Raw genomic sequence first — 23,300 nt, forward strand, 5'->3', positions numbered from 1 at the left:
TACCCTCCCCTAAACGTAGTCCATTTCATGCAAAAAATAAGACGGGAGTTATTCCCACAAACGCTTTTCTAATGTTTGTCGTTCTAATTCGTAACCTGGCTTCCCTAAAAGGGCAAACATGTTGCGTTTATAACTTTCAACACCAGGTTGATCAAATGGATTTACTCCGAGCATATAACCGCTCATCGCACATGCTTTTTCAAAAAAGTAAATGAGCGCACCTAAATGCTTCGCATCTAAGGTATCTAATTCAATTAGACTCGTCGGCACTTGCCCATCAATGTGAGCAAGCATGGCTCCTTGAACTGCTTTTTGATTGATGTCATGCAGCGATTTGCCTGATAAATAATTTAACCCATCCAAATCAGTTGCGTCGCTTGGGACATGTAACGTCTTCGTTTGTGAACGAATATTTAAGACGGTCTCAATCATTGTTCTCTGACCCTCTTGTACATACTGCCCGAGCGAGTGTAAGTCTGTTGTGTATTGAACCGAAGCTGGGAATAGACCTTTTCCGTCTTTTCCTTCACTTTCTCCGTACAATTGCTTCCACCACTCACTTAATTCATGAAGCTTCGGGTGAAACGTTGCTAATAACTCAATTGTTTTTCCCTTTTTGTAGGCCAGAGTACGAAAGGCTGCGTATTGATAAGCCTCATTTTGCTCCAAGTCATTCACGTCAAACTGTTTTTTTGCTTGTTCAGCTCCACGTAACAACTCAAGAATATCGATTCCTGCAACAGCAATCGGTAAAAGTCCTACAGACGTAAGCACAGAATAGCGTCCACCAACATCATCAGGTACGATAAACGTATCATAGCCTTCGGTTTCAGCTAGTTCACGTAAAGCTCCCTTTTTGGCATCGGTCGTTGCAATAATGCGTTTGGATGCACCTTTATCGTAACGCTCTTCCATCCAACGTTTAATAAATCGAAAGGCGATAGCAGGTTCTGTCGTCGTGCCAGATTTTGAAATCACATTCACATAAACACTACGATCTTGAAAAGCTTCAAACATGTCATTAAGGTAATCACCATCAAGATGTTGACCCGCAAACACGACTTCAGGTCCTAAATCGCTTCGTTTAAACGTTGGAGTTAATGCAGAAATAATTGCCTTCGCACCTAAATACGAGCCCCCAATTCCGACAACAATCAGTACATCCGCATTTTCTTTGATTTCATTTGCTTTTTCTTGAACTTGTTCCCACTCATCTTGATTGAGATCAAGAGGTAAGTCGAGCCATCCTAAGTAATTTGCACCGACACCGGTTTGATTGTGAAGTTGCTCGTGAGCAATAGATAGGCTCGGTTTAAGTTGCTCATATTCATGCGACTTAATAAAAGAATCCGCGTATATGTTTGAGAATGTTATCATACGAAAACCTCCTTACTGATGTGGAAACAGTTCCCGCTTAAATCGTACATAACGAAACATCAAATTCATCACCCTATGTATGTACCTTAAGTGCGTACGATAGGAGGTGACGTTTGATGAGCGGTTTACAACGTATTGCACTCATTTTAGTGATTATCGGTGCGATTAACTGGGGTCTTATAGGATTTTTTAGCTTTGACTTAGTGGCAGCAATTTTCGGTGGTCAATCTGCTGCTTTTGCCAGAGTGATTTATGCAATCGTAGGTCTTGCCGGTCTATATAGCTTATCAATTCTCTTCAAGCCTAGTGAAGAGTTAGAGAGAAGCCCTGAGCCAGAAAGACATTAGGGTATCATTAAACTTCTAAAAAAAACCCGGACTGCCGAAAAGCGAGGCGTCGTCCGGGTTTAATTTATTGGGGTTGACAGTTATTTACGTGCTCTTTTGTTGAGGTCAGCGTGGATCTCGTTCGATTGCTTTAACCAATCTTTCAGCTTGTCTTCAAGAGTGTTGAACCCTTGATTCTTGTTGTTGTTGCTACTGAAATTCTTCGGTCCACGGTTGTTATTGTTACGTGGACGTTCGCTCCTTTGCTCAGACCCTTCAGGGGCAGGCTGAGTAGCACGAATGGATAAAGAAATCTTTCCAGAATCGCTATCAACGGACTTGACTTTAACTTTAACTTCTTCACCAACGGAAAGAACTTCGTTAATGTCTTTCACATAACCATGAGCGACTTCAGAAATGTGAACCAAGCCTTGGTTCTTCTCATCTAAGGCAACGAAAGCACCAAACGGCTTAAGACCGGTAATCTTACCTTCAACAATGCTGCCAACTTCGTATTGTGTTACAGACATTCAAACATCCCCTAATCATTTATTAACTCATAAATCATACCATAAGTTCACTAAACAGGCAAAGCGAAGTTAACGGTAAATGTTTCAAATTGCTAAATATAATTAGGAAGTAAGTCGATAAGGGGTATAAATCTAAGCAAGAAAAACCAGTTGACACGTAGAAGTTTTCTGAATTACTGTTAAACGTATCATAAAAAGGAGGTTTCTTACATACATGCAGCGAGATAGTTGGGGTTCAAGAATAGGGTTTGTATTAGCAGCAGCCGGTTCAGCGATCGGCCTCGGTACCGTTTGGCGACTACCCTACGTCGCCGGAGAGCAAGGCGGTGGACTTTTCTTTTTTATCTTTATCATTTTACTTATGACTGTCGGTACGAGTTTACTTCTTGCTGAGTTTGTACTCGGGCGTTCTACAAAAGAAGGCGCCATTGAAGCCTACCGAAAAATTGCACCGAAAGGGCAATGGCATTTAATCGGAATTATCGGGATGGTTGCTTCCTTCCTATTATTATCATTTTATAGTGTTGTTGGAGGTTGGATAACAACCTACTTCGTACGGAGCTTTACAGGGAATGTCACCAATCCACCAGATGGTGATCATGCTGCCCTTTTTGAGCAAATTACTTCGAATCCATGGGAAGTAGGAATTGCACACCTTGCGTTTATGATTATGACCATTCTAGTCGTTCAAATGGGAATCAAGAAAGGCATTGAAAAAGCAAGCATCTATATGATGCCCGCACTTTTTGTTATCTTCTTGATCCTTATGGTCCGTTCATTAACACTCGACGGTGCATATGAAGGTGTCGTTTACTTTTTACAACCTGATTTCTCAGCCTTAACAGGAGATACATTTCTCTTTGCACTCGGGCAAGCTTTTTTCTCATTAAGCTTAGGGGTTTCAGTAATGGTTACTTACAGCTCTTACCTTGATAAAAACGCGAGCCTTCCTTCTTCAGCATGGTCCGTTGTTCTACTCAGTGTATTGATTGCGATCATGGCTGGACTTGCGATATTCCCAGCGCTTTATGCATTTGATATGCCACCTGATCAAGGTCCGATGCTCATCTTTAGCGTCATACCTGCTGTTTTCGGTCAGCTTGCATTTGGGGAAGTATTCTTCTTTCTATTTATGCTCTTAATGCTATTTGCAACGTTAACCTCAGCATTCTCACTGATTGAGATTATCGTAACGCCATTAATTCGTGGCAAAGAGTATTTGAGAAAACGCATGACATGGATTGTCGGCTTACTAATTTTTGCGATGGGGATTCCATCCAATTTATCTTACAGTTTACTTTCGGATACCTATTTCTTCGGTATGATTTTCTTTGATGCTGTTGACTACCTAGTTAGCAATATACTACTTCCACTCGGTGCGTTGCTCATTTCATTATTCGTCGCATATAAGATGAAAAAGCCAGATCTTCGAGAGGAATTACTGCGTGGTAGTAAATTAGGAGACCGATTCTTCTCCATTTGGTTACTCATGATTCGCTTTATCACACCATTTTGTATCATCGTCGTGTTCTTCTATTTAATCTTTGGTTAACTAATTAAAAAACCAACCCTCTTCACTTAAGAAGACGGGTTGGTTTTTGTATGACGTTGAACGAAACGCTCCATCCGTTCTACCGCAGTTTGTAATTGTTTCATTCCCGTAGCATAAGAACAACGTACATGCCCTTCGCCCCCAGCTCCAAACACAGATCCCGGAACGACTGCTACTTTTTCTTCAAGTAAGAGTTTCTCGGCAAATGTCTGATCATCCATTCCCGTTTTTTCAATTGATGGAAACGCATAAAAAGAACCACCTGGCATGTGACAAGGCAAGCCAATTTCATTTAATGAGTTCACGATATAATTTCTGCGACTATAATAACTGTCTACCATCGTTTTCACTTCATCTCCGCCACTTCGAAGCGCTTCTAACGCACCATGTTGTGCTTGTGTTGGTGCGCACATGAGTGAGTATTGATGGATTTTAAGCATAGCTTCGGTAATGTCTTTAGGAGCACAAACAAAACCAAGTCTCCAACCTGTCATCGCAAACGCCTTCGAGAAACCATTAATTAATATCGTACGATCTTTCATATCTTCAATTGATGAGAATGCTGTGTGAGGTTCATCATAGCTTAGTTCAGCGTAAATCTCATCAGAAAATACGAGCAAGTCATGCTTTTGAATGACGTGTGCAACCGCTTCTAGCTCTTCTTTCGTCATGACCGCACCTGTTGGGTTGTTCGGGAATGAAAGAATGATCGCACGGCTACGCTCAGTAATTGCTTCTTCAAGGCGTTCAACCGTTAACTTGAAATTCGTAGAAGAGTCTGTAAGCACAGGAACGGGTGTAGCCCCTGCCAGCGTAATCAAAGGACTATACGACACAAACGAAGGGGTCACGACGAGTACTTCATCACCCGGATCAACTGTTGCGCGCACAGCCAAATCGATCGCTTCACTTGCACCAACTGTTACGATGATCTCTTCATCCGGAGAATATGTTACATCAAAAGCGTCCTCCATATAATCAGAAATCGCCATTCTCAGCTCTAATAATCCCGCATTTGCGGTATAGGCGGTATAACCTTGTTCAAGTGAGGTCATACACGCTTCTCGTACATTCCAAGGTGTCACAAAATCAGGTTCTCCAACACCTAATGAAATGCAGTCCTCCATTGTCGATGCTAATTCAAAAAATTTGCGGATTCCTGATGGCTCAATACTCGTCACCGCTTTGGATAACCTGTGGTTCGTTTGTTTTGCTGTCATACTCATGGTGAAACCACCATTCGACGATCTTTTTCACCTTCACCAAATACGATGCCGTCATGCTTGTACTTTTTCAAACGGAAGTGGGTCGTTGTTGATAGAACAGCATCTAGCGTAGATAATTTATCTGATACAAATCGCGCGACACCTTCCATCGTCTGACCTTCAACCATCACAGATAAATCATACGTTCCTGACATTAAATAAAGCGCACTAACTTCTGGGAATCGTTGAATACGATTAGCAACTTCATCAAACCCTACACCACGTTGTGGCGTGACTTTCACGTCAATCATAGCTGCAACTTGGCTTTCTTGTTCAACTTTGTTCCAGTTAATGACCGCTGCATAACTTAAGATGACATGTTCGTCTTCTAGACGTTTAATCGTTTGAATTACGGTTTCTTCGTCTTCATTTAGCATTTTAGCTAAAACTTCTGTATCAATTCTTCCATTTTGTTCGAGAATACGAAGGAGTCTCGTTTCTTGCTCTTTACTCATTTATAGGTCCCCTTATATACTGAGGTTAGGTTTCGTTTATAATCGTATCTTATCATAGTTATCACATTTTATGTTTGGAGGAAATTATGAATCATTCATCCCCAAGAGTTGCAATGCTAATTATTGATATGATCAATGATTTTTCATTTGAAGAAGGCCAAGACTTAATTGAAAGCGCCTCAAATTTACCAGAGAAAGTTTCTATATTAAAAAAGCAATTAAAATCATATAACGTCCCGATCATTTATGTAAATGACAATTACGGCAGATGGCAGAGCGATTTTAAAGACTTATTCAACCATTGCATGCAACAACAGCAAAACGTTCGGGAGTTTAACGAATTAATAAAACCCGAAGAGGACGATTATTTCGTCCTAAAACCGCAATTCTCCGGGTTCTACGCAACCCCTCTCGATATTTTGTTACGTCAGCTAGACGTACAAACTTTAATACTTTGTGGTGTCGCTGGAAATATGTGTGTACACTTCACAGCTAATGATGCCTATATGAGAGGATATCAGCTTTTCATTCCATCAGACCTGTCAGCATCTCTTACTAAAGAAGAGAATGAACAGGCCATATCCATCATGAAAACCGTTCTAGGCGCGACGACTACCTCTTCAGAGAACTTATCGATCGATTCGTTATTAGAAGATGCTGAGGAATATTACGATCGAACCATTTAGAACAATCCAGAAATAACTCCCTTATCATCTACGTCAATGTTCTCTGCTGCTGGTCGTTTTGGCAACCCGGGCATCGTAAGAATGGCACCCGTTAATACGACAATAAAACGAGAGCCACTATTTAACTTTACGTCACGAACTTGAATGGTGAACTCCGCTGGAGTTCCCTTTAACTGCACGTCATCGCTAAATGAATATTGTGTTTTTGCAATACAAACCGGTAAGTGATCGTATCCTAACTGCTCATATTCACGTAGTTTACTTTTAGCTTTGTTTGAAAGCTGGATGCCACTTCCACGATATACTTTCGTAACAACGGCTTTGATTTTATCTTCTAAGCCATCGTTATCATCATATGTGAACGTAATAGCTGGTTCAGTGACTTCGGCAATATTTACGACCGCGTTAGCAAGCTCAACAACGCCTTTTCCGCCATCTCGCCAGCCGGTAGAACGAATGGCCTCAATACCTTCTTGCTCACATAATGATTGTACGAGGGCAAGTTCTCGTTCTGTGTCGGTTGGGAATTGGTTGATGGAGACGACCGTTGAAATACCATACACTTGTTGCATATTGTTGAAATGTCGTTTTAAATTCGCGAACCCTTTTTCAATGGCATCAAGGTTCTCTTTCGCAAGATCTTCCTTTTTGACACCTCCGTGCATCTTTAACGCTCGTACTGTTGCAACGAGCACCCCTGCTGACGGACGAAGTCCTGACTGCCTACATTTAATGTTCACAAACTTTTCCGCTCCAAGATCCGCACCAAATCCGGCCTCAGTCACTGCATAATCACCAAGTTTTAACGCAGTTTTCGTAGCAACAACCGAATTACAACCGTGGGCAATGTTTGCAAACGGTCCACCGTGAATAATTGCTGGATTGTTCTCAAGTGTTTGAACAAGGTTCGGTTTGAAAGCATCTTTAAGAATCGTAGCAAGTGCTCCTTCTGCTTTAAGGTCACCTGCAGTGATTTCTTCTTTATCGTATGTAAATCCAATCACGATTTCTTTCAGTCGTTTCTTCAGATCCGCTCGATCACTTGCAAGGCATAATATTGCCATAATTTCAGAAGCCACTGTAATGTCAAATCCATCTTCTCTAGGCACACCGTTCGTATTGCCCTGTAAACCACTGACAATGTTGCGAAGTTGACGGTCGTTCATATCTAAACATCGCTTCCAAGTAATGCTCTTAGGATCAATCTTTTGCTCGTTGCCATGATAAATATGATTATCAATGAGCGCTGCAAGAAGATTGTTCGCTGCACCAATGCTGTGTAAATCACCGGTAAAATGAAGATTTATATCTGCCATCGGGACTGCTTGTGAATACCCACCACCGGCTGCTCCACCTTTCATTCCAAAGACTGGACCTAACGACGGTTCACGCAATGCGATGACTGTTTTCTTTCCGAGTTGATTTAATGCATCTCCCAATCCGACTGTTGTTGTTGTTTTTCCTTCCCCTGCTGGAGTTGGCGTAATGGCACTTACGAGTATAAGTTTTCCAAGCTTATCGTTCCTAGAATGATGAAAAAAATCATCTTTTAACTTCGCTTTGTACTTTCCATATAACTCGAGTTGATCTTCCTGTACATTCAAGCGACCTGCCACCTCATCAATCGGCAACATTTTCGCTTGCTGTGCAATTTCTATGTCTGTATTCACCATACGATTACCCCTTCCGTTTGTGTTCCGTCATAAGTATACATGAATGACAAAGCACTCTGAAAGCTCTAAAAACAAACAAATGTGCAAAGAAAAGACGAGCCCTTTGGCCCGCCTCGTTAAAAGACTTGTTCTAGCTCTTTTTTGTCTTGCTTTAGCCAATACGTCATCCACGTTTTAGCGACATCAAGATCGTGTAATTTTGCCTGGCCACACTCTAGCTCAGTCGCTGCGGGTACATAATCGTATTGGAGTCCTCTTGTCATCGTTTTCCCTAAGATGTCGATAATCTCTGTGACTTGTGCAGGACCGTCAACGATTAAATAAAAACCTGTCTGACAACCCATCGGTGACAAATCAATAATTTCAATATGATCGTATGCTTCGGTATACTCACGAATGTGAATTGCAAGCAAATGCTCTAGTGTATGAATTTCAGGTGGGTTTAGATTCGTGACATTTGGCTGTGCAAAGCGAATATCGAACTTATGAACAATGCCATCCGTCCCAATATGCTGAACACCAGCTTGCCTTACGTATGGCGCCTTTACTTTAGTATGATCTAATTCAAAGCTTTCGACTCTAGAAGCCATTACTCATCACTCCAATCATCAATTACACTTAGTTTACGACACGGACAAAACATTTGGCAATCATACAATCTTGCTTGCTATCATCGTGACTTATGAATATTTAGCCGCTATTCTCACCTTCATCTCTTCTAATTGTTGAGGCAAGTCGGCTTCCTTGTCAATTTCACTCATCTCATCTTCTACTAAACTGATTTCAAGGCCAATTGCTCCCATCGTTGAACCTACGACTTGTGCCCAAGCGCCGAAAAGATCTAGCGTATCTCCATCTCCGTCTTCACCACGTAAATTCTTGGCACCTGCAAACACGTGCAACACGTTCCCTATTGATTCAATTGCCACCCCATAAAACTCAAGAATTCCTACTCTCGACCTTTCTAGCGGAAACAAGCCCGACAAAATTAAACTGCCTCCTAAAGCTTGAATTGCATTTCCTTGCATATCAAATCTAGTCATTTGCTCATCATCGACATCTTCACGAAGTAAACCTTGTAAGATCGTCAAGTTTCCGATTGTAAATAGCCCAGCTCCTAACTTTTCTGCGTTGTATTCTTCTATAAGTTCATAAATAATCGCATCTCCAGCTGCTTGTAACGCAACACCGATTTTTTCTAATGATTCACGTAATTCATTTGTTATTGGAAACTTCGGCGTAACCGATGCGGCTTCAAAAACCGTTCCAGTTACAATCATCCATGCGGCAAACACTTCTAGTCTAGACATGGATTAAGGCTCTCCTTTGTACAGTCATTCGCTACAGTAGCCTATGCATTGAAAGCGAATATGTAACAAATGAGCCCTATCGGAAGGTTTCATAATCCATGACAACGTTCCGACATAGCGTAACTTCATCAGTAATAATGCCATCAATGTTGTTCTTTTTTAAACATTTTTGTATGTCCGAACGATTGTTGACTGTCCACACCCAGAGCATTGAACGGTGATTTTTAACGGTGTCAATAAGTTGATCGGTTAGTAAAGAATAGTGGATACACACCACATCGATATGAGCTAGCGGCAAGCGTTTTCTTTGGAAGCGATTGCGTTTACCAATAATCAATCCTGTTTGAATCATTGGATTTATACGTTGTATCGTTTGAATTGCACTGTAATCAAACGACGTAACGATAATATCGTTACTCATACCATTTTGTTCTACAATTCTCACAAAATCCTTTTCAAGCTGTTGCTCTTTTAACTCAAAATTAAGGCGAATTCTCCCTTTGCACAACCTCAACACATCTTCTAACTTTGCCACACCTTGTTTTCTTAATGCAGCATACGTCAAATACTTTACTTTTTTTCCTTCTACCGATTCATCGTGAACACAGACGATTTGTCCATCCACCGTTTTTCGAAGATCCGTTTCAATGTAATCGGCTCCTAACATAATGGCACGTTCAAACGCTGGGAGTGTGTTTTCTTGGATGATTGAACCTTTCGTACTTCCACGGTGGGCAACTACTTTAACCGTCGCTTCAACCAACTGAATCACTCCCTTACCTGTTCCTTATAGCATACGTTAGAAATTCTTAATCAAGAAGAGCATTTCAATGAAATGGCTAGATTATTCTAGCATTTTTCACATAGGAGCACGAACAGCGTCTTTGACTCACTTTATCAGAGTGATGTATTATTTAGATAAGCGAAATAAATTGAACACTCACCAACACTCTGTAAACCAGAGTGCATCTTCACGTGTCTTGCTCTTCTTCTCTCCCTTCATGTCATGTTCTTACTTCTCTTTTACACGTTTGACTTCAATCATAAACGAAGGTGATTATCATCAAAGTTGAAAAACGTAACTTGACTATTATGTGGTTTGCAAACCTATTCGTCGGAGCAAGTATGACGATGGTTTTACCGTTTTTATCATTATATATTGACTCGTTTGGTGGATACACACCAGCTGAAGTACAGAGATGGGCTGGACTAACGTTTGGTGTCTCCTTTTTAGTAGCTTTTCTCGTTTCTCCGTTATGGGGTAGAATTGGAGATCGCTTTGGCAGGAAGAAAATATTGATTGGTACTGGCTTTGGGATCGCAATTAGTGTGTTTTTAATGGGGTATGTCCAATCCGCTGAATCACTGTTTGTTTTACGGGCATTTATGGGGCTTGCGACAGGCTTTATCCCTGCATCAATGGCATTAATCTCCGCTCAAAGTGATAAACGCACGGCTGGTGAAACACTCGGTACCCTTCAAACCGGTACGGTATCTGGTGGTTTACTCGGACCACTCATGGGTGGAATGATTGCCGATACAGTCGGAATGCAATTAACATTTCTTATTACCTCAAGTGTGCTCGTACTTGCGACAATACTCGTCATTGTCGGCGTAAAAGAAGTCATCTACGAAGAAAAAGGTGAAAAGCGCAGACGCTATCACTGGAAAGAAGTTCTTCAACATATTGGAGCCAAGCCTGTTCTCATTATGGTTATGGTCGTTGCAATGCTGATACAACTCGTCAACTTTAGCGTCCAGCCATTGCTTGCATTGTACGTGGATAGTCTGACACAAACGGAGAATCTCGCGTTTTTAGCTGGACTTGCGTTTTCTGTTACAGGGCTTGGGAACTTAGTGGCCACGAGAAAATGGGGGCAGATCGGGGACAGAATCGGTCATGAGAAAATCATGCTCGTGCTGCTATTGTTGTCAGGATTATTCTTCATACCTCAAGCCTTTGTTACCGAACTGTGGCATTTAATTCTACTTCGTTTCTTATTCGGAATTGCAGTCGGTGGATTAATTCCATGTACGACAGCTTACATTCGTCAAGTCTGTCCCATTTCAATGCAAGGCGAAGTACTCGGTTACAACCAAAGCTTCCGCTTTCTCGGAAATGTCATCGGTCCTGTTTCGGGTGGTTTTATTGCCGGGACGTTAGGCATTCCAATGGTGTTCATTATTACAGGAGGGCTATTCTTCGTAGCAGCAATTTGTTTAAAGCTCGTACTCTCACATGAAAATAGTGATAACAAACAGCCAAAATCATCACGGCAAGAAAAAACAGTCTAATCCATTAACCGTTGCAAGATCGAGTTAAACGCTCACCTTGTAGCGGTTATTTTTTTCGCGCCTCTTTCGTTAACCGATTATAAATTTTAGTTGACAATATGAAGTCGACACGCTATAGTTCAAACCATACATAACTAGAGGAGATGGAACTGTGAGAACTTTCGACCTAATCATTATTGCTATGTTCGTTGCACTAATGGCTGTTGCATCTAATATTACGAGTTTCTTTCCATTTCTTGTTATCTTCGGAGTACCGGTGACCTTTCAAACATTTATGGCGATTTTAACTGGAGCTGTACTCGGTAGTAAACGAGGCGCTTGGGCGATGACAATTTATGCCCTTGTTGGTTTACTTGGTGCTCCTGTGTTTACACAGTTCCACGGAGGACCAGGGATGTTTGTTCGTCCAACCTTTGGGTTTATACTGTCTTTTATCGTCGTTGCTTTTATCGTTGGAAAAATCATTGAGCGAAAAGCTGAACCGACCATCAAAACGTATGTTGTTGCTAGCTTTTTCGGGCTACTCGCCAACTACTTGATCGGGACAAACTGGATGTATGGCATTTATATGCTCGGTTTTGGTGCACCTGATGAATTCTCTTACGGACTCGTGTGGCTTTGGATGTTGTTGCCTTTCATAAAAGACGTCCTCTTAACAGTTATGGCGGCTGTCATCGCACACCGACTGCCACAACTCGTAAAGCGACCACTATCATCGCAATATTCATAACGATTCATGATCAATACTTCTTTCTCATGTGTAGGACCTTACGGACTGTGTTATAATATGTAAATGTTCGTATACGGGGTTTTCTTCGATTCGAAGAACGTCCACGCTTTTAGATGAGAAAGGACGTTGAGCTTCATGGAAATCATTTATAATTATCCGCTCTGGATGGCAATCTCAGCCATTATCGTTGCACAGCTTGTCAAAGTCCCGATTGCCTTTATCGCAACGAGAAAAGTGGATTTTTCTTTAATAACAAGCACTGGGGGCATGCCTAGTTCCCATTCAGCCGCTGTCACCGCCCTTGCAACGACGATCGGCCTTGAATACGGTTTTAATTCAACATTCTTTGCACTTTCTGCAATGTTTGCCATCATTGTTATGTATGATGCTACTGGAGTACGTAGACACGCAGGATACCATGCTACGATGTTAAATCAACTAATGAATGATTTTAACAAGTTCATGCATGAAGCGAAGAATTGGCAGCATAAAGAAGAAGTTGAGAAGCGCGAAGAATTGAAAGAACTGCTTGGTCATAAGCCAATTGAGGTTTTTTTCGGAGCACTACTCGGAATTTTGCTCGCAATCTTCGTATACAACTTTTTAGAACCTACCTTATTCTAAGACAAAAGCCAGTACCTACTTAATTGTAGGCACTGGCTTTTTTTATTCATTACACAGGTGGTGTAAAACCATCGACGGCTCGATTTTCTTGGAAAGCTCTAAATTCATCTTCACTCAGTTGACCATTTCCTTCTTGGATAATGTAGACATCTACTTCTTTCTTCCCCCACTCAGCAAATACATCTTCAACAGTGTCATAATACAAATCAATAATTTCTCCTTGAATCGCTGAGCCAGTATCGGCAACAACGCCGTATCCGTATCCTGGAATAAACAACACCGTTCCAATTGGAAACACATCAGGGTCTGCTGCGATCGTTGAATAGACGTCTCTTGAAACCGGTACACCGGAATATGTAAGACCATATGCAGGATGACCAGGTTCTTTACCCGTTGATTCCATACCCGCAGTATAGCCTGTTGCCATGACACGTCGCGTCGGAAATGCATCAAAATTTGCAAATTCTTCAATCTGGGCAACCGCTTCTCTTACGGATGCATTTTCTTTAATCAGTAATCCTTCCGACGATGCTTCTTGAATCACTTGTTCGTGAATTTGCGTATCTAACGTATTCGACTCATACCAATCATTATGCGTTAACCCTGTAAGCTGATTGTACGTTACATAAAGGGCAGCGCTTACGAGTAGTGCGAGAAGTGTTCGTCGCAAAACGGTAGTCGTCAAGTGCATGCTGTCACCTTCTTTCACTTACGACAGCATGCCCAATTCAAGACGTGCTTATGCACGTATCAAAAAAGCATTGCCAACTGGCAATGCTTTATGCTTCCACGATGTATGTTTTTAAAACATCTGATAACCACGAACTCGTAACATGCGAATCGCAACCCCTGCAATAATTGCACCGATAAAACCGGATGCCAAAATAACGATATCCGCAATTCTAAGTGCAGCAAACTCGGCTGGAATAGCTGAGAAGGATTGAATTGGGTTCGTGAAGTATTGCGTAAACGTCGCCGAGTTTACAATCCATACGACGATGATTGGATAAAGAACCGCCATCATCCACGTTGAACGAAGTACCATATTTAAAAGAAAACCAATACCAAAAAACAAAATTAAAAACAACATCATGGAAATGACTAACTGCGGCAAACTCGTAATTCCCATGCCGCTCACCTCCATATCACATTAAGTTTACAAAAGGCGAACACCCTCGTCAATAAACTAAACAATGTTCAAACATTGTCCATATGTTTTTCACGTTGCGACGCATCAAAAATTCATTCGCCCCAAACAAAAAAACTAACCCAGTCGCACCGTTGCAGCTGAGTTAGTTTTCAATACAAATTTTAGAATGGGTTTCTTCCTTTGCTAAGAACTAGAAGCGGTCCGCCTAGCTTCATCAAGTAACGGTTATCACTCATATGCTTCATGAAATATGCAGAACGTCCATAAAGCTTTCTTCCTTTAAGGAATGATACGTTAACAGTACCCATCGCTTCTTTACCACCAAGTGAAGCAAGTGTTCCGAGAATTTCTGGCTTTAAGTTAGACGTTGTGCCTCCACGGATGAGTGCCATCACGTTCTCAGCTGCTACTGCACCTTGTTGCATTGCAATTTGTGCTGTAGGAGGGAATGGACGCTCCGTTTCCTCATTGATGATGAGTGCACAGTCACCAATGATAAAGACGTCTTCTTCACCTGGTGCACGTAAATCAGCGTCTACTTTCACACGACCGCGCATCGCTTCAAAACCAGATTCTTCAATAAGCTTGTTTCCACGAACGCCTGTTGCCCAAATAATCGTGCTTGCAGGGATTTCTTCGCCATCTTTTAAAACAACGAGGTTTTCTTTTACTTCAGCGATTGGCGTGTTGATTTTGAATTCAACACCGCGGTGCTCAAGTAAGTTCATCGCGTACTCAACGAGTTCTGGATCAAACCCAGGAAGTGCACTTGGTGCCGCTTCAATCACGTACATCTTTACTTTTTCACGTGGCACATCATAGTGTTCACAAAGCTTTGGAACTCGCTCGCTTAGTTCTCCAATGAATTCAATCCCTGTAAATCCAGCACCTGCAACGACAAACGTTAAGTCTTCGTCTTTATGAACCGTTTCGTTACGGTATTTACTAAATTGGAATTCAATATGATCTTTAAGTTCACGTACACCATCAATCGTCCACTTATGGTACGCGTGTTCAAAGACACCTTCTACACCAAAGGTTTCAGCAGTTGCACCGACACCGATAATTAAATAATCGTACGCAAGCTCTCCACCTTCTTTTAAGATGACTTTTTTCTCGTCTTTGTTGATTGAAGTTACTGTGTCTTGAACAAAGTTCGCTCTGTTTGAGTTAAGAACCTTATCAATCTCAATACGAGCATCATCGTGATGCATTGTTCCTGCGGCTGGTTCGTGTAACCAAGTTGTTTGATAATGGTACTTGTGCTTGCTCACAAGTGTTACGTGTGCTTCACCTGAACCTAGCTTTTTTTGAAGTTTCGTCGCTGCGATCATTCCGCCATATCCTGCACCAAGAATGACGATTTGTGGTTTCTTTGCCACTTTCCTCACATCTCCAATCTATTAATAAATCCTCGTGTCTAAGTTTGTGATTTCATTCACGTACTCAGACAAAAAAATTAATGTTACTAAACGTTCACAAATGTACACTGTTAATTATAGCTATAGTCCCTCGACATTTCAATATGAAAATGTTTGCTTTATGCAAGCTAAAGTCGAATTTTGTAGCAATAAGAGACACTCAAACGTTTTCAGAGAAACCTAAGCAATGGTATACTATAAAGGTTGTCACAGTTTTATACTACTTGGAGGTGTGAGGTCGTGGAAAACTCTATCGATCTTTACGATATTACAATTATTGGCGGTGGACCGGCAGGTTTATTCGCAGCATTTTATAGCGGGATGAGGCAAGCAAAAGTCAAAGTCATCGAAAGTATGCCTCAACTTGGTGGTCAACTTACTGCTCTTTATCCTGAGAAATACATTTACGATGTCGCTGGCTTTCCAAAGGTTGGTGCGCAAGAACTCATCGATAACTTGCTTGAACAAATGCAAATGTTTGATCAAACGATCGTGTTAGAACAAACAGTTAACACGGTTGATAAGCTTCAAGATGAAACATTCCGCATTGAAACAGATAAAGACGTACATTACTCCAAAACGATTATTATTACTGGCGGTGTTGGTGCGTTTCAACCTCGTAAATTAGCAGTTGAAGAAGCTGAACAATATGAAGCGAGTAACTTGCATTACTTTGTGAACAACTTGAGCGCATTTAAAGGCCGTAACGTGTTGATTTGTGGTGGTGGAGACTCTGCTGTTGACTGGTCTCTTATGCTAGAAAAACAAGCGAACGTAACATTGACTCATCGTCGCGACAAGTTCCGCGCGCATGAACATAGCGTCAATGAATTACACAAATCTGATGTAACCTTACACACACCATATGACATTAAAGAGCTTCGCGGTGACGGACGTCGCATCGAACAAGTCGTGTTGCAAGAAGTTAAAGGCGAACAAGAACAAATTATCGATGTAGACGACGTGATCGTCAACTACGGTTTTGTATCTTCTCTTGGACCGATTAAAAACTGGGGACTAGAAATTACTAAAAACAGCATCCTTGTTAACTCAAGAATGGAAACCAACATCCCTGGTATTTATGCTGCAGGTGATATTACTTCTTATGAAGGAAAAGTTAAGTTAATTGCTTCTGGTTTTGGAGAAGCGCCAACTGCTGTAAGTAATGCAAAAGCTTATATCGATCCAAAAGCAAGACTTCAGCCTGGACACAGTTCACATATGTTTTAAAGGAAAAAGCCTGGGGATTCCAGGCTTTTTTTGCACAAAAAAAATGGAAGCGTATCGCTTCCATTTGATGTTTAGCAATTTTCTGGTGTTCCCTCATTTTGTGCAGTTCTAAATGAGGCGCCACATCCACAGTTAGCAATAGCATTAGGGTTCTCGATCGTGAAACCACCGCCCATCATGTTCTCTTTATAATCGATCACGAGCCCATGAACGATCGGCTTACTTTCCGAATCAACGAGAACATCAATGCCAGACACCTCAAAGAGTGTATCATCTTCTGCTTGATTGGCATCAAAGCCAAGTCCATAAGACAATCCACTACATCCTCCGCCTTTGACACCTACTCGTAATTTCAATGAAGAATTGCCTTCTTCTTCCTTCATTGCAGTAATTCGCGCTGCCGCAGTTTCTGTAATTGTAATCATGACCTCTTCCTCCTTTCGGGTAAATCGAAAAGATTACGTTGTCGTTATTGTAATATGGTATGTCACGAATCGCAAGTTCAGAGAATCGCATGGAGGATTGGTTTTATTCAACGGGCTTAATATGTCGAGACAACAGTAAGCTCCTGATGAGATGCTTTTAACAGTTCTGTATGCATAAGATCGATTTCTTGGCTATATTTCAATACAAGAGGATGATCCATGCCATGCTGTTTTGCCATTTCAATCATTTTCGAGCGTAACTGTTCCAGCTGCTCAACGATTTCCTGTTGATCCTGTTCCATGTTGATCTCCTTTCTTGCTCATGACGAGCATTCATCTCTCTTTAGTAAATCTACTGTTATTCTACTAGAAACTGGATGACCAAGCAAAAAAATCTTAAAACTCTATTGACTTTCAAGTGTTTGTCCGCTTATAGAAGTGTTCCGTCATCTTCCCTTCCCAATAAGATAGGGAAAGCGTATAATAGATGAGGAGAAACATTCCCATTACTTATGTTCGAAATGCATTATACTATATTTTACAACGGAGACCCGTTTTAAAGGAGGATAACGATGGCTACGTTACTACAAGATCCTAAACTTGCAGCCATTAGTGAAAAAGTCAGAAACGGTGAACGATTGACAATTGAAGATGGTCTTTTACTTTACGATACTCCCGATCTACTTTCGGTTGCTCAACTAGCTAATGAAGTAAATGAAAAGAAAAACGGCGATAATGTCTACTTTATTGAGAACATGTACATTAATCCGACGAACGTATGTGAAGCGAGTTGTTCATTCTGTGGCTTCAAACGTAAGCCCGGTGAAGAAGGCGCTTATACGATGGATTCCGATGATTTATTGAAATATGTTAGCGATCGCTGGAACGATAACATTAAAGAATTCCACATCGTTGGTGGTCATAATAATGAAGTTCCATTTGATTATTATTTAGATACGGTTCGCACCTTAAAGAAACATTACCCAGATGTAACAGTTAAAGCATATACTGGTGCTGAGATTGAATTCTTCGCACGTATTGCTGGCCTTTCAATGAAAGAAGTTCTTCAAGAACTAATCAAAGCTGGACTTGACACCCTTCCAGGTGGCGGGGCAGAGATTCTTACTGAGCGTTACCGTGCGAAGATGAGTCCTGAAAAAGCTTCAACGGATGAATGGCTAGAAGCGCATGAAATTGCACACGGTCTCGGCTTAAAGACACATGCTACGATGCTTTACGGTTCCATTGATACGTATGAAGAACGTTTAATTCACATGGATCGCCTTCGTCAATTGCAAGACAAGACGAACGGCTATATGGTATTTATCCCGCTTGCCATGCAACCACGTAAGTTAAATGCTGGACTTACAAGACGAACGTCAGCATTTGATGATATGCGTACAATTGCAATTTCTCGACTTATGCTCGATAACTTCGATCATATTAAAGCGTATTGGATTAATATCGGACCTCAATTAACCCAAATGGCACTAACATTTGGATCAAGCGATATCCACGGTACACTCATTGAAGAGCGAATTTCACACTCTGTAGGGGCGTTAACGTCTCAAGGAATTACGAGAAAAGAGCTCATTCATATGATCAAAGGCGCAAACAAAGTACCAGTAGAGCGAGACACGTTCTACAACGTGATTAAAACGTACTAAATTCAAGAGTGCACGGTCAGAATTCCTGACCGTGCTTTTGATTGCAACTTCAGATCATGGTATGATAATGGGTAGCGTGTTTATGGAGATTATTGTTCCATTAAAATAGAGAGTTTAACGTAATGAAAGGAAGATGACACTTGATTTCATGTCAAAATGTAGGTCTCCGTTACGGAGATAAGAAGTTGTTTCAAGAAGTAAACATTCAATTTAACCCAGGCAACTGTTACGGATTAATCGGCGCAAACGGTGCCGGTAAATCAACGTTTTTAAAGATTCTTTCTGGAGAGATCGAATCTCAAGATGGTCATGTGAGCATGGCTAAAGGTTCTCGTATGGCTGTTCTAAAGCAAGATCACTTTGCTTATGAAGAGTATGAAGTGCTCGAAACCGTCATCATGGGGCATAAAAGGCTCTATGACATTATGAAAGAAAAAGACGCCATCTACATGAAGCCTGACTTCAATGACGAAGATGGGATGCGCGCTGCGGAACTTGAAGGCGAATTTGCTGAGATGAACGGCTATGACGCTGACAACGAAGCGGCTCAAATGCTCAACGGTCTTGGAATCGGTGCTGAGTATCATTATATGAAGATGTCTGAGCTTGAAGGTGGAGAAAAAGTAAAAGTCCTTCTCGCACAAGCACTATTTGGTAGTCCTGACATCCTTTTACTCGATGAGCCGACAAACCACTTGGACATTAAAGCCATCCACTGGTTAGAAGAATTCCTAATGAACTTTGAGAATACAGTCATCGTTGTTTCTCACGACCGTCACTTCCTTAACAAAGTCTGTACACACATTGCAGACATTGATTACGGTAAGATTGAACTTTTCGTTGGAAATTATGATTTCTGGTACGAGTCAAGCCAACTTGCACGTCGTATGGCTAAAGACCAAAACCGTAAAAAAGAAGAACAAATTAAGGAACTACAAGACTTTATTGCACGCTTTAGCGCCAATGCATCGAAGTCCAAACAAGCAACATCCCGTAAGAAAACACTCGATAAAATTGAACTGAATGATATTAAACCGTCGTCACGTAAAACACCTTACGTAGCGTTCAAACCAGACCGTGATATTGGAAATGACCTACTCACAGTTGAGAACTTATCTAAGACGATCGACGGCAAAAAAGTTCTTGATAACATTAGCTTTACACTATCACCAAACGAGAAAGTCGCGTTTGTCGGAAGTCACGAAACGGCTAAAACGACATTGTTCCAAATTCTTGCAGGTGAAATGGAACCAGATGAAGGAACGTACAAATGGGGCGTTACAACGAGCCAATCGTACTTCCCTAAAGATAACAGCGAGTTCTTTGAAGGCGTCGACCTTACCCTTGTAGACTGGTTACGTCAATACTCACCAGAAGACCAAACAGAAAGCTTTATTCGAAGCTTCCTCGGTCGTATGCTTTTCAGTGGTGAAGAAGCACTTAAGAAAGCAAAAGTACTATCCGGGGGCGAGAAAGTTCGTTGTATGCTCTCTAAATTAATGCTTAGTGGTTCAAACGTACTCATCCTTGATGAGCCAACAAACCACTTGGATCTTGAAGCCATTCAAGCCGTGAACCACGCGCTAACAGACTTCAAAGGCTCTGTACTCTTTTCATCACATGACCATCAATTCATTCAAACCGTTGCGGATCGAATTATCGAATTCTCATCTGAAGGTATGATTGATAAGAAGATGTCTTATGACGAATACCTTGCTGAAATGAAATTGATCGGGCAAGTATAATGAATATGCGAGAGGCAATCTTTGGATTGCCTCTTTTTGTATGTACACCAAATTTAGGGTTCTCGACTATATGATCCTCCCAATTTCTTAGTCTATTTTTTCAGCAAGAAGCATGTACTAACTAAGTACACATTCCATTGCAAAAACAAGTCAATAATTACAATCAAATTAAAAATTGTAATTATTATTGTTTATGGATTACATGTGAAGGGTATAGATAAGTAACCCACAATTGGGAATACGAAGGGAGCGATCATCATGAAAATGGTGATGACAGCACTAATCGGTTCGACTTCATTAACCTCAGGATTAGGAATTGCACCAGAAGAAGAACTTACATTTACACATGATACGTTTGAAATGGACGAGAGCCTCATTTATGAACAGCTCATTGACGTTCAAGATAAAACGATGGACGTTGTCATGACGACGAATTATGCAAGACCGTTAGATGAACTTAAAATGATGTATGACGTACCTTTAGCTGAAACGATTCATCATCAATACAACCAAGATGCTTACATTCAAGATTTCAATTGGGATCACTACACCATTGTCGACCAACTCCTCCACAATGACTTCGAAGACATTTATATTTCTACAACTGAAGATCGTGAGCATGTTGTTACTGTTCATACGTCGTCCATTGAAGATGGAGCTGGTAACCGTGCACAATTTATTGAAGAATATGTCTTTACATTTAATGAGGACCTCGAACACTATGTAATTTCTGATATCAACATTGAACAGACATTTTAATCATACAAAAAGTGTCGCAAGCAATGCTTGCGACCTTTTCTTTATGCTTTTATACCTTTTACATCTTCGTATGTCTTACCGTTAGAAACGTACGGCTCTTCGCTACATTGAATATCTAACAACACTGTTTGATTGGCATGAATCGCTTTTTCAAACGCTGATGTGAACTCTTCTTTCTTAGTAACCGTTATACCTAACGCTCCCATTGACTCAGCCATTTTCGCAAAATCGACCTCTCCAAGCTTTGTTGCGACGACTTTGTCTGGATAATGCATCTCTTGATGCATACGGATGGTGCCGTAACTTTGATTGTTGAACAATAGCACGATGATCGGGTAGTCATGTCTAACTGCCGTTTCAATTTCTTGAATCGTCATCATCGCCCCACCATCCCCACAAAACGCAACGACTGGACGGTGCGGCGAGGCGGTTTTAGCACCAACTGCAGCTGGAATCCCGTAACCCATTGCTCCATTTGTCGGTCCGACGAAAGAGAAACGATCTCGAATCACTAATTGGTTGTGCATCCAAGTCGCAAAGTTCCCAGCATCACATGTCACAATGGTGTCTTCTGGTAAAGTTTCATTTAACGTTTGCATCACGTGACTATAAATGCTCGGGTCTTTCTCCTTGTCCATAAGCTTCTGATGTGATTCACGGCAACTATGTTGCCAACTCGACCAATCACGATCAATATCAAGCGCTGTAAAGGCTTTAAGAGCGTTTACGGAGTCAGCAACAATTCCAAGATCAGGTGGGTAAACTTTACCGAGCGTATCAGCATCAATATCAATGTGAACAAGTTGTTGATCCCAACCGATTAATGTATAATCTTGCGACGTTGCTTCAGACAACCTCGTTCCAATTGCAATCACTAAATCCGATTCTTTAAAATGTTCAACTAACTTAGGTGCTGCTGCAAGCCCCATATGTCCGATGTATGCCTCGTGTTCGTTATCAATAATGCCTTGCCGTCTGAATCCTGACACGAGCGGGAGCTTGAATTTTTCGATAAATTCTCGCAGAGCAATTTGAGCATCATCAGAATGGATTCCACCACCGGCAATAACGATTGGACGTTCTGCTTTTGTAAAGCGACGAGCAAAGTCTTCAACTTCAATCGTTGCTGGGGCAGGGGCTGCGATCATCGTTGGAGGGCCGAATACCATCTCTCTTTCATCAAAGAGCATATCCTCTGGAAGCGAGACGATAACTGGACCAGGACGTCCCGTTTGAGCCACGCGGAATGCTTTTTGTACGAGCTCCGGAACACGACTTGCTTCATCAATCTCCGTTGTCCACTTGGCAACTTCATTAAAATTCTTACCAAAATCAACTTCTTGGAATCCTTCGCGGCCTTTAAAAGAACGATTCACTTGACCGAGGAACACAACCATCGGTGTAGAGTCTTGAAATGCCGTATGTACTGCGATTGAAATGTTTGCAGCACCAACACCTCTCGTTGCCATCGCAACGCCAACTTGACCCGTCAAACTTGCGTAACCTTCTGCCATAAAGCCCGCGCCGCCTTCATGACGATTCACGATCACTTCGATCTCATCTTGACCTTCAAGTGCATCTAAGACAGCGAGAAAACTTTCGCCTGGTACTGTAAACACACGGCTTACTTGTTCAATCTTTAACACTTCAAATACCGCTTCTCCAGCAGTCATCGTTTTTTTGTAACGCACTGTGATCACCTCTTAACTAAAATTAATCGGAGCAACAACTGTTGCTCCGTCGGTTCATCATAACGTTTCAAATTGGCGGTGCAAATCTCGAACGGCTGCTACTAAGGCGTTTGCAGCTTTTCCATGATAATGCTTTTCGATTAATTGTTCTGCTTCTTCAGGGCCGTCTGAAAGACTGATCCCACGCAATAAATCATGAATGTATTGACGACCGTGATCGGTCGCCAGTGTGCAAGAAGCTTCTAAGATCACACCGTGTTTACAATCAATTTCAGCGGTAATCGTTAACGTATCAAAGACACTTTTTGCAGCCATGCCTTGAGGCAATTTAGAGTGACCTGCGATAAAACGAGTATGTTGTAAAGCCATTACGCAATGTCCTCCTTTGC

General features: G+C 41.5%; 24 protein-coding genes and 1 pseudogene. 10 read left to right on the top strand and 15 right to left on the bottom strand.

Going from position 1 to position 23,300, the window contains the following annotated elements; all coding sequences use genetic code 11:
• Window positions 1-48: 48 nt before the first annotated feature.
• Entirely contained in the window at window positions 49-1,377 is a 1,329-nt protein-coding gene (locus JOD17_RS05085; protein ID WP_204695967.1) for a glucose-6-phosphate isomerase, read from the bottom strand.
• 116 nt (window positions 1,378-1,493) lie between these two features.
• Between JOD17_RS05085 and JOD17_RS05090 the strand changes: the two genes are divergently transcribed.
• The gene (locus JOD17_RS05090) at window positions 1,494-1,724 is read left to right on the top strand and encodes a DUF378 domain-containing protein (RefSeq protein WP_042417791.1); all 231 of its coding nucleotides are present in this window, start codon (window positions 1,494-1,496) and stop codon (window positions 1,722-1,724) included.
• 80 nt (window positions 1,725-1,804) lie between these two features.
• On the opposite strand, the gene yugI is transcribed toward JOD17_RS05090, so the two are convergent.
• On the bottom strand, window positions 1,805-2,233 hold the full coding sequence (gene yugI, locus JOD17_RS05095) for a S1 domain-containing post-transcriptional regulator GSP13 (RefSeq protein ID WP_042360334.1): 429 nt from the start codon (window positions 2,231-2,233) through the stop codon (window positions 1,805-1,807).
• Window positions 2,234-2,447: 214 nt separating this feature from the next.
• Between yugI and JOD17_RS05100 the strand changes: the two genes are divergently transcribed.
• Window positions 2,448-3,785, top strand: a complete 1,338-nt coding sequence (locus JOD17_RS05100; RefSeq protein ID WP_204695968.1) for a sodium-dependent transporter — start codon at window positions 2,448-2,450, stop codon at window positions 3,783-3,785.
• A 26-nt stretch (window positions 3,786-3,811) separates the two neighbouring features.
• Here JOD17_RS05100 and JOD17_RS05105 read toward each other — a convergent pair whose 3' ends face one another.
• Both JOD17_RS05105 and JOD17_RS05110 read right to left on the bottom strand, forming a co-directional pair.
• On the bottom strand, window positions 3,812-5,005 hold the full coding sequence (locus tag JOD17_RS05105) for an aminotransferase (RefSeq protein ID WP_204696099.1): 1,194 nt from the start codon (window positions 5,003-5,005) through the stop codon (window positions 3,812-3,814).
• 2 nt (window positions 5,006-5,007) lie between these two features.
• Complete coding sequence (locus JOD17_RS05110; protein ID WP_204695969.1) at window positions 5,008-5,505, bottom strand: Lrp/AsnC family transcriptional regulator; 498 nt, start codon at window positions 5,503-5,505, stop codon at window positions 5,008-5,010.
• Window positions 5,506-5,591: 86 nt separating this feature from the next.
• On the opposite strand from JOD17_RS05110, the gene JOD17_RS05115 reads away from it, so the two are divergent.
• Window positions 5,592-6,191 (top strand): cysteine hydrolase family protein, encoded by a 600-nt coding sequence (locus JOD17_RS05115; RefSeq protein WP_204695970.1) that lies wholly within the window; start codon window positions 5,592-5,594, stop codon window positions 6,189-6,191.
• On the opposite strand, the gene JOD17_RS05120 is transcribed toward JOD17_RS05115, so the two are convergent.
• From JOD17_RS05120 to JOD17_RS05135, 4 genes are all read right to left on the bottom strand, one after another.
• Window positions 6,188-7,864 carry a formate--tetrahydrofolate ligase gene (locus JOD17_RS05120; RefSeq protein ID WP_204695971.1) on the bottom strand — a complete coding sequence of 559 codons (1,677 nt, stop codon included), beginning with the start codon at window positions 7,862-7,864 and terminating at the stop codon, window positions 6,188-6,190. The genes JOD17_RS05115 and JOD17_RS05120 overlap by 4 nt on opposite strands.
• 116 nt (window positions 7,865-7,980) lie before the next feature.
• The gene (locus JOD17_RS05125) at window positions 7,981-8,454 is read right to left on the bottom strand and encodes an S-ribosylhomocysteine lyase (protein WP_204695972.1); all 474 of its coding nucleotides are present in this window, start codon (window positions 8,452-8,454) and stop codon (window positions 7,981-7,983) included.
• A gap of 90 nt (window positions 8,455-8,544) precedes the next feature.
• The gene (locus JOD17_RS05130; RefSeq protein WP_204695973.1) at window positions 8,545-9,174 is read right to left on the bottom strand and encodes a DUF6944 family repetitive protein; all 630 of its coding nucleotides are present in this window, start codon (window positions 9,172-9,174) and stop codon (window positions 8,545-8,547) included.
• A gap of 76 nt (window positions 9,175-9,250) precedes the next feature.
• On the bottom strand, window positions 9,251-9,937 hold the full coding sequence (locus JOD17_RS05135; protein ID WP_204695974.1) for a glycerophosphodiester phosphodiesterase: 687 nt from the start codon (window positions 9,935-9,937) through the stop codon (window positions 9,251-9,253).
• 299 nt (window positions 9,938-10,236) lie between these two features.
• On the opposite strand from JOD17_RS05135, the gene JOD17_RS05140 reads away from it, so the two are divergent.
• The 3 genes from JOD17_RS05140 (at window position 10,237) to JOD17_RS05150 (ending at window position 12,823) form a co-directional block, all read left to right on the top strand.
• Window positions 10,237-11,469 carry an MFS transporter gene (locus JOD17_RS05140; protein ID WP_420827929.1) on the top strand — a complete coding sequence of 411 codons (1,233 nt, stop codon included), beginning with the start codon at window positions 10,237-10,239 and terminating at the stop codon, window positions 11,467-11,469.
• A 151-nt stretch (window positions 11,470-11,620) separates the two neighbouring features.
• Window positions 11,621-12,199, top strand: coding sequence for a biotin transporter BioY (locus JOD17_RS05145; protein ID WP_338028753.1), 579 nt, complete (start codon window positions 11,621-11,623; stop codon window positions 12,197-12,199).
• A 135-nt stretch (window positions 12,200-12,334) separates the two neighbouring features.
• Window positions 12,335-12,823 (top strand): divergent PAP2 family protein, encoded by a 489-nt coding sequence (locus tag JOD17_RS05150; RefSeq protein ID WP_204695975.1) that lies wholly within the window; start codon window positions 12,335-12,337, stop codon window positions 12,821-12,823.
• 49 nt (window positions 12,824-12,872) lie between these two features.
• Here JOD17_RS05150 and JOD17_RS05155 read toward each other — a convergent pair whose 3' ends face one another.
• The 3 genes from JOD17_RS05155 to JOD17_RS05165 all read right to left on the bottom strand — a co-directional run bounded on the left by JOD17_RS05155 (window position 12,873) and on the right by JOD17_RS05165 (window position 15,355).
• The gene (locus tag JOD17_RS05155) at window positions 12,873-13,514 is read right to left on the bottom strand and encodes a 3D domain-containing protein (protein WP_204695976.1); all 642 of its coding nucleotides are present in this window, start codon (window positions 13,512-13,514) and stop codon (window positions 12,873-12,875) included.
• A gap of 111 nt (window positions 13,515-13,625) precedes the next feature.
• Window positions 13,626-13,952, bottom strand: coding sequence for a YuiB family protein (locus JOD17_RS05160; RefSeq protein ID WP_204695977.1), 327 nt, complete (start codon window positions 13,950-13,952; stop codon window positions 13,626-13,628).
• Window positions 13,953-14,134: 182 nt separating this feature from the next.
• Entirely contained in the window at window positions 14,135-15,355 is a 1,221-nt protein-coding gene (locus tag JOD17_RS05165; RefSeq protein WP_204695978.1) for an FAD-dependent oxidoreductase, read from the bottom strand.
• A gap of 279 nt (window positions 15,356-15,634) precedes the next feature.
• Here JOD17_RS05165 and JOD17_RS05170 point away from each other — a divergent pair, with 279 nt between their 5' ends.
• Window positions 15,635-16,624 carry an FAD-dependent oxidoreductase gene (locus JOD17_RS05170; protein ID WP_204695979.1) on the top strand — a complete coding sequence of 330 codons (990 nt, stop codon included), beginning with the start codon at window positions 15,635-15,637 and terminating at the stop codon, window positions 16,622-16,624.
• A 71-nt stretch (window positions 16,625-16,695) separates the two neighbouring features.
• On the opposite strand, the pseudogene JOD17_RS05175 reads toward JOD17_RS05170, so the two are convergent.
• Both JOD17_RS05175 and JOD17_RS05180 read right to left on the bottom strand, forming a co-directional pair.
• Window positions 16,696-17,052: pseudogene (locus JOD17_RS05175) on the bottom strand (HesB/IscA family protein); the annotation flags it as partial.
• Window positions 17,053-17,165: 113 nt separating this feature from the next.
• Window positions 17,166-17,351 (bottom strand): aspartyl-phosphate phosphatase Spo0E family protein, encoded by a 186-nt coding sequence (locus JOD17_RS05180; protein WP_042360324.1) that lies wholly within the window; start codon window positions 17,349-17,351, stop codon window positions 17,166-17,168.
• Between the two features lie 270 nt (window positions 17,352-17,621).
• Between JOD17_RS05180 and mqnE the strand changes: the two genes are divergently transcribed.
• The 3 genes from mqnE (at window position 17,622) to JOD17_RS05195 (ending at window position 21,220) form a co-directional block, all read left to right on the top strand.
• A complete protein-coding gene (gene mqnE, locus JOD17_RS05185; protein WP_204695981.1) occupies window positions 17,622-18,716 on the top strand; it encodes an aminofutalosine synthase MqnE in 1,095 nt (364 codons plus the stop codon).
• Window positions 18,717-18,856: 140 nt separating this feature from the next.
• Window positions 18,857-20,461, top strand: a complete 1,605-nt coding sequence (locus JOD17_RS05190; RefSeq protein ID WP_204695982.1) for an ABC-F family ATP-binding cassette domain-containing protein — start codon at window positions 18,857-18,859, stop codon at window positions 20,459-20,461.
• Window positions 20,462-20,719: 258 nt separating this feature from the next.
• The gene (locus tag JOD17_RS05195) at window positions 20,720-21,220 is read left to right on the top strand and encodes a hypothetical protein (protein WP_204695983.1); all 501 of its coding nucleotides are present in this window, start codon (window positions 20,720-20,722) and stop codon (window positions 21,218-21,220) included.
• A 41-nt stretch (window positions 21,221-21,261) separates the two neighbouring features.
• Here JOD17_RS05195 and JOD17_RS05200 read toward each other — a convergent pair whose 3' ends face one another.
• Window positions 21,262-22,911 (bottom strand): thiamine pyrophosphate-dependent enzyme, encoded by a 1,650-nt coding sequence (locus tag JOD17_RS05200; protein ID WP_204695984.1) that lies wholly within the window; start codon window positions 22,909-22,911, stop codon window positions 21,262-21,264.
• Window positions 22,912-22,968: 57 nt separating this feature from the next.
• The gene (locus JOD17_RS05205; protein WP_042360321.1) at window positions 22,969-23,280 is read right to left on the bottom strand and encodes a DUF3870 domain-containing protein; all 312 of its coding nucleotides are present in this window, start codon (window positions 23,278-23,280) and stop codon (window positions 22,969-22,971) included.
• Window positions 23,281-23,300: the final 20 nt, after the last annotated feature.

Source organism: Geomicrobium sediminis (assembly GCF_016908595.1).
GTDB classification, from domain to species: Bacteria; Bacillota; Bacilli; order Bacillales; family Marinococcaceae; genus Geomicrobium_A; species Geomicrobium_A sediminis.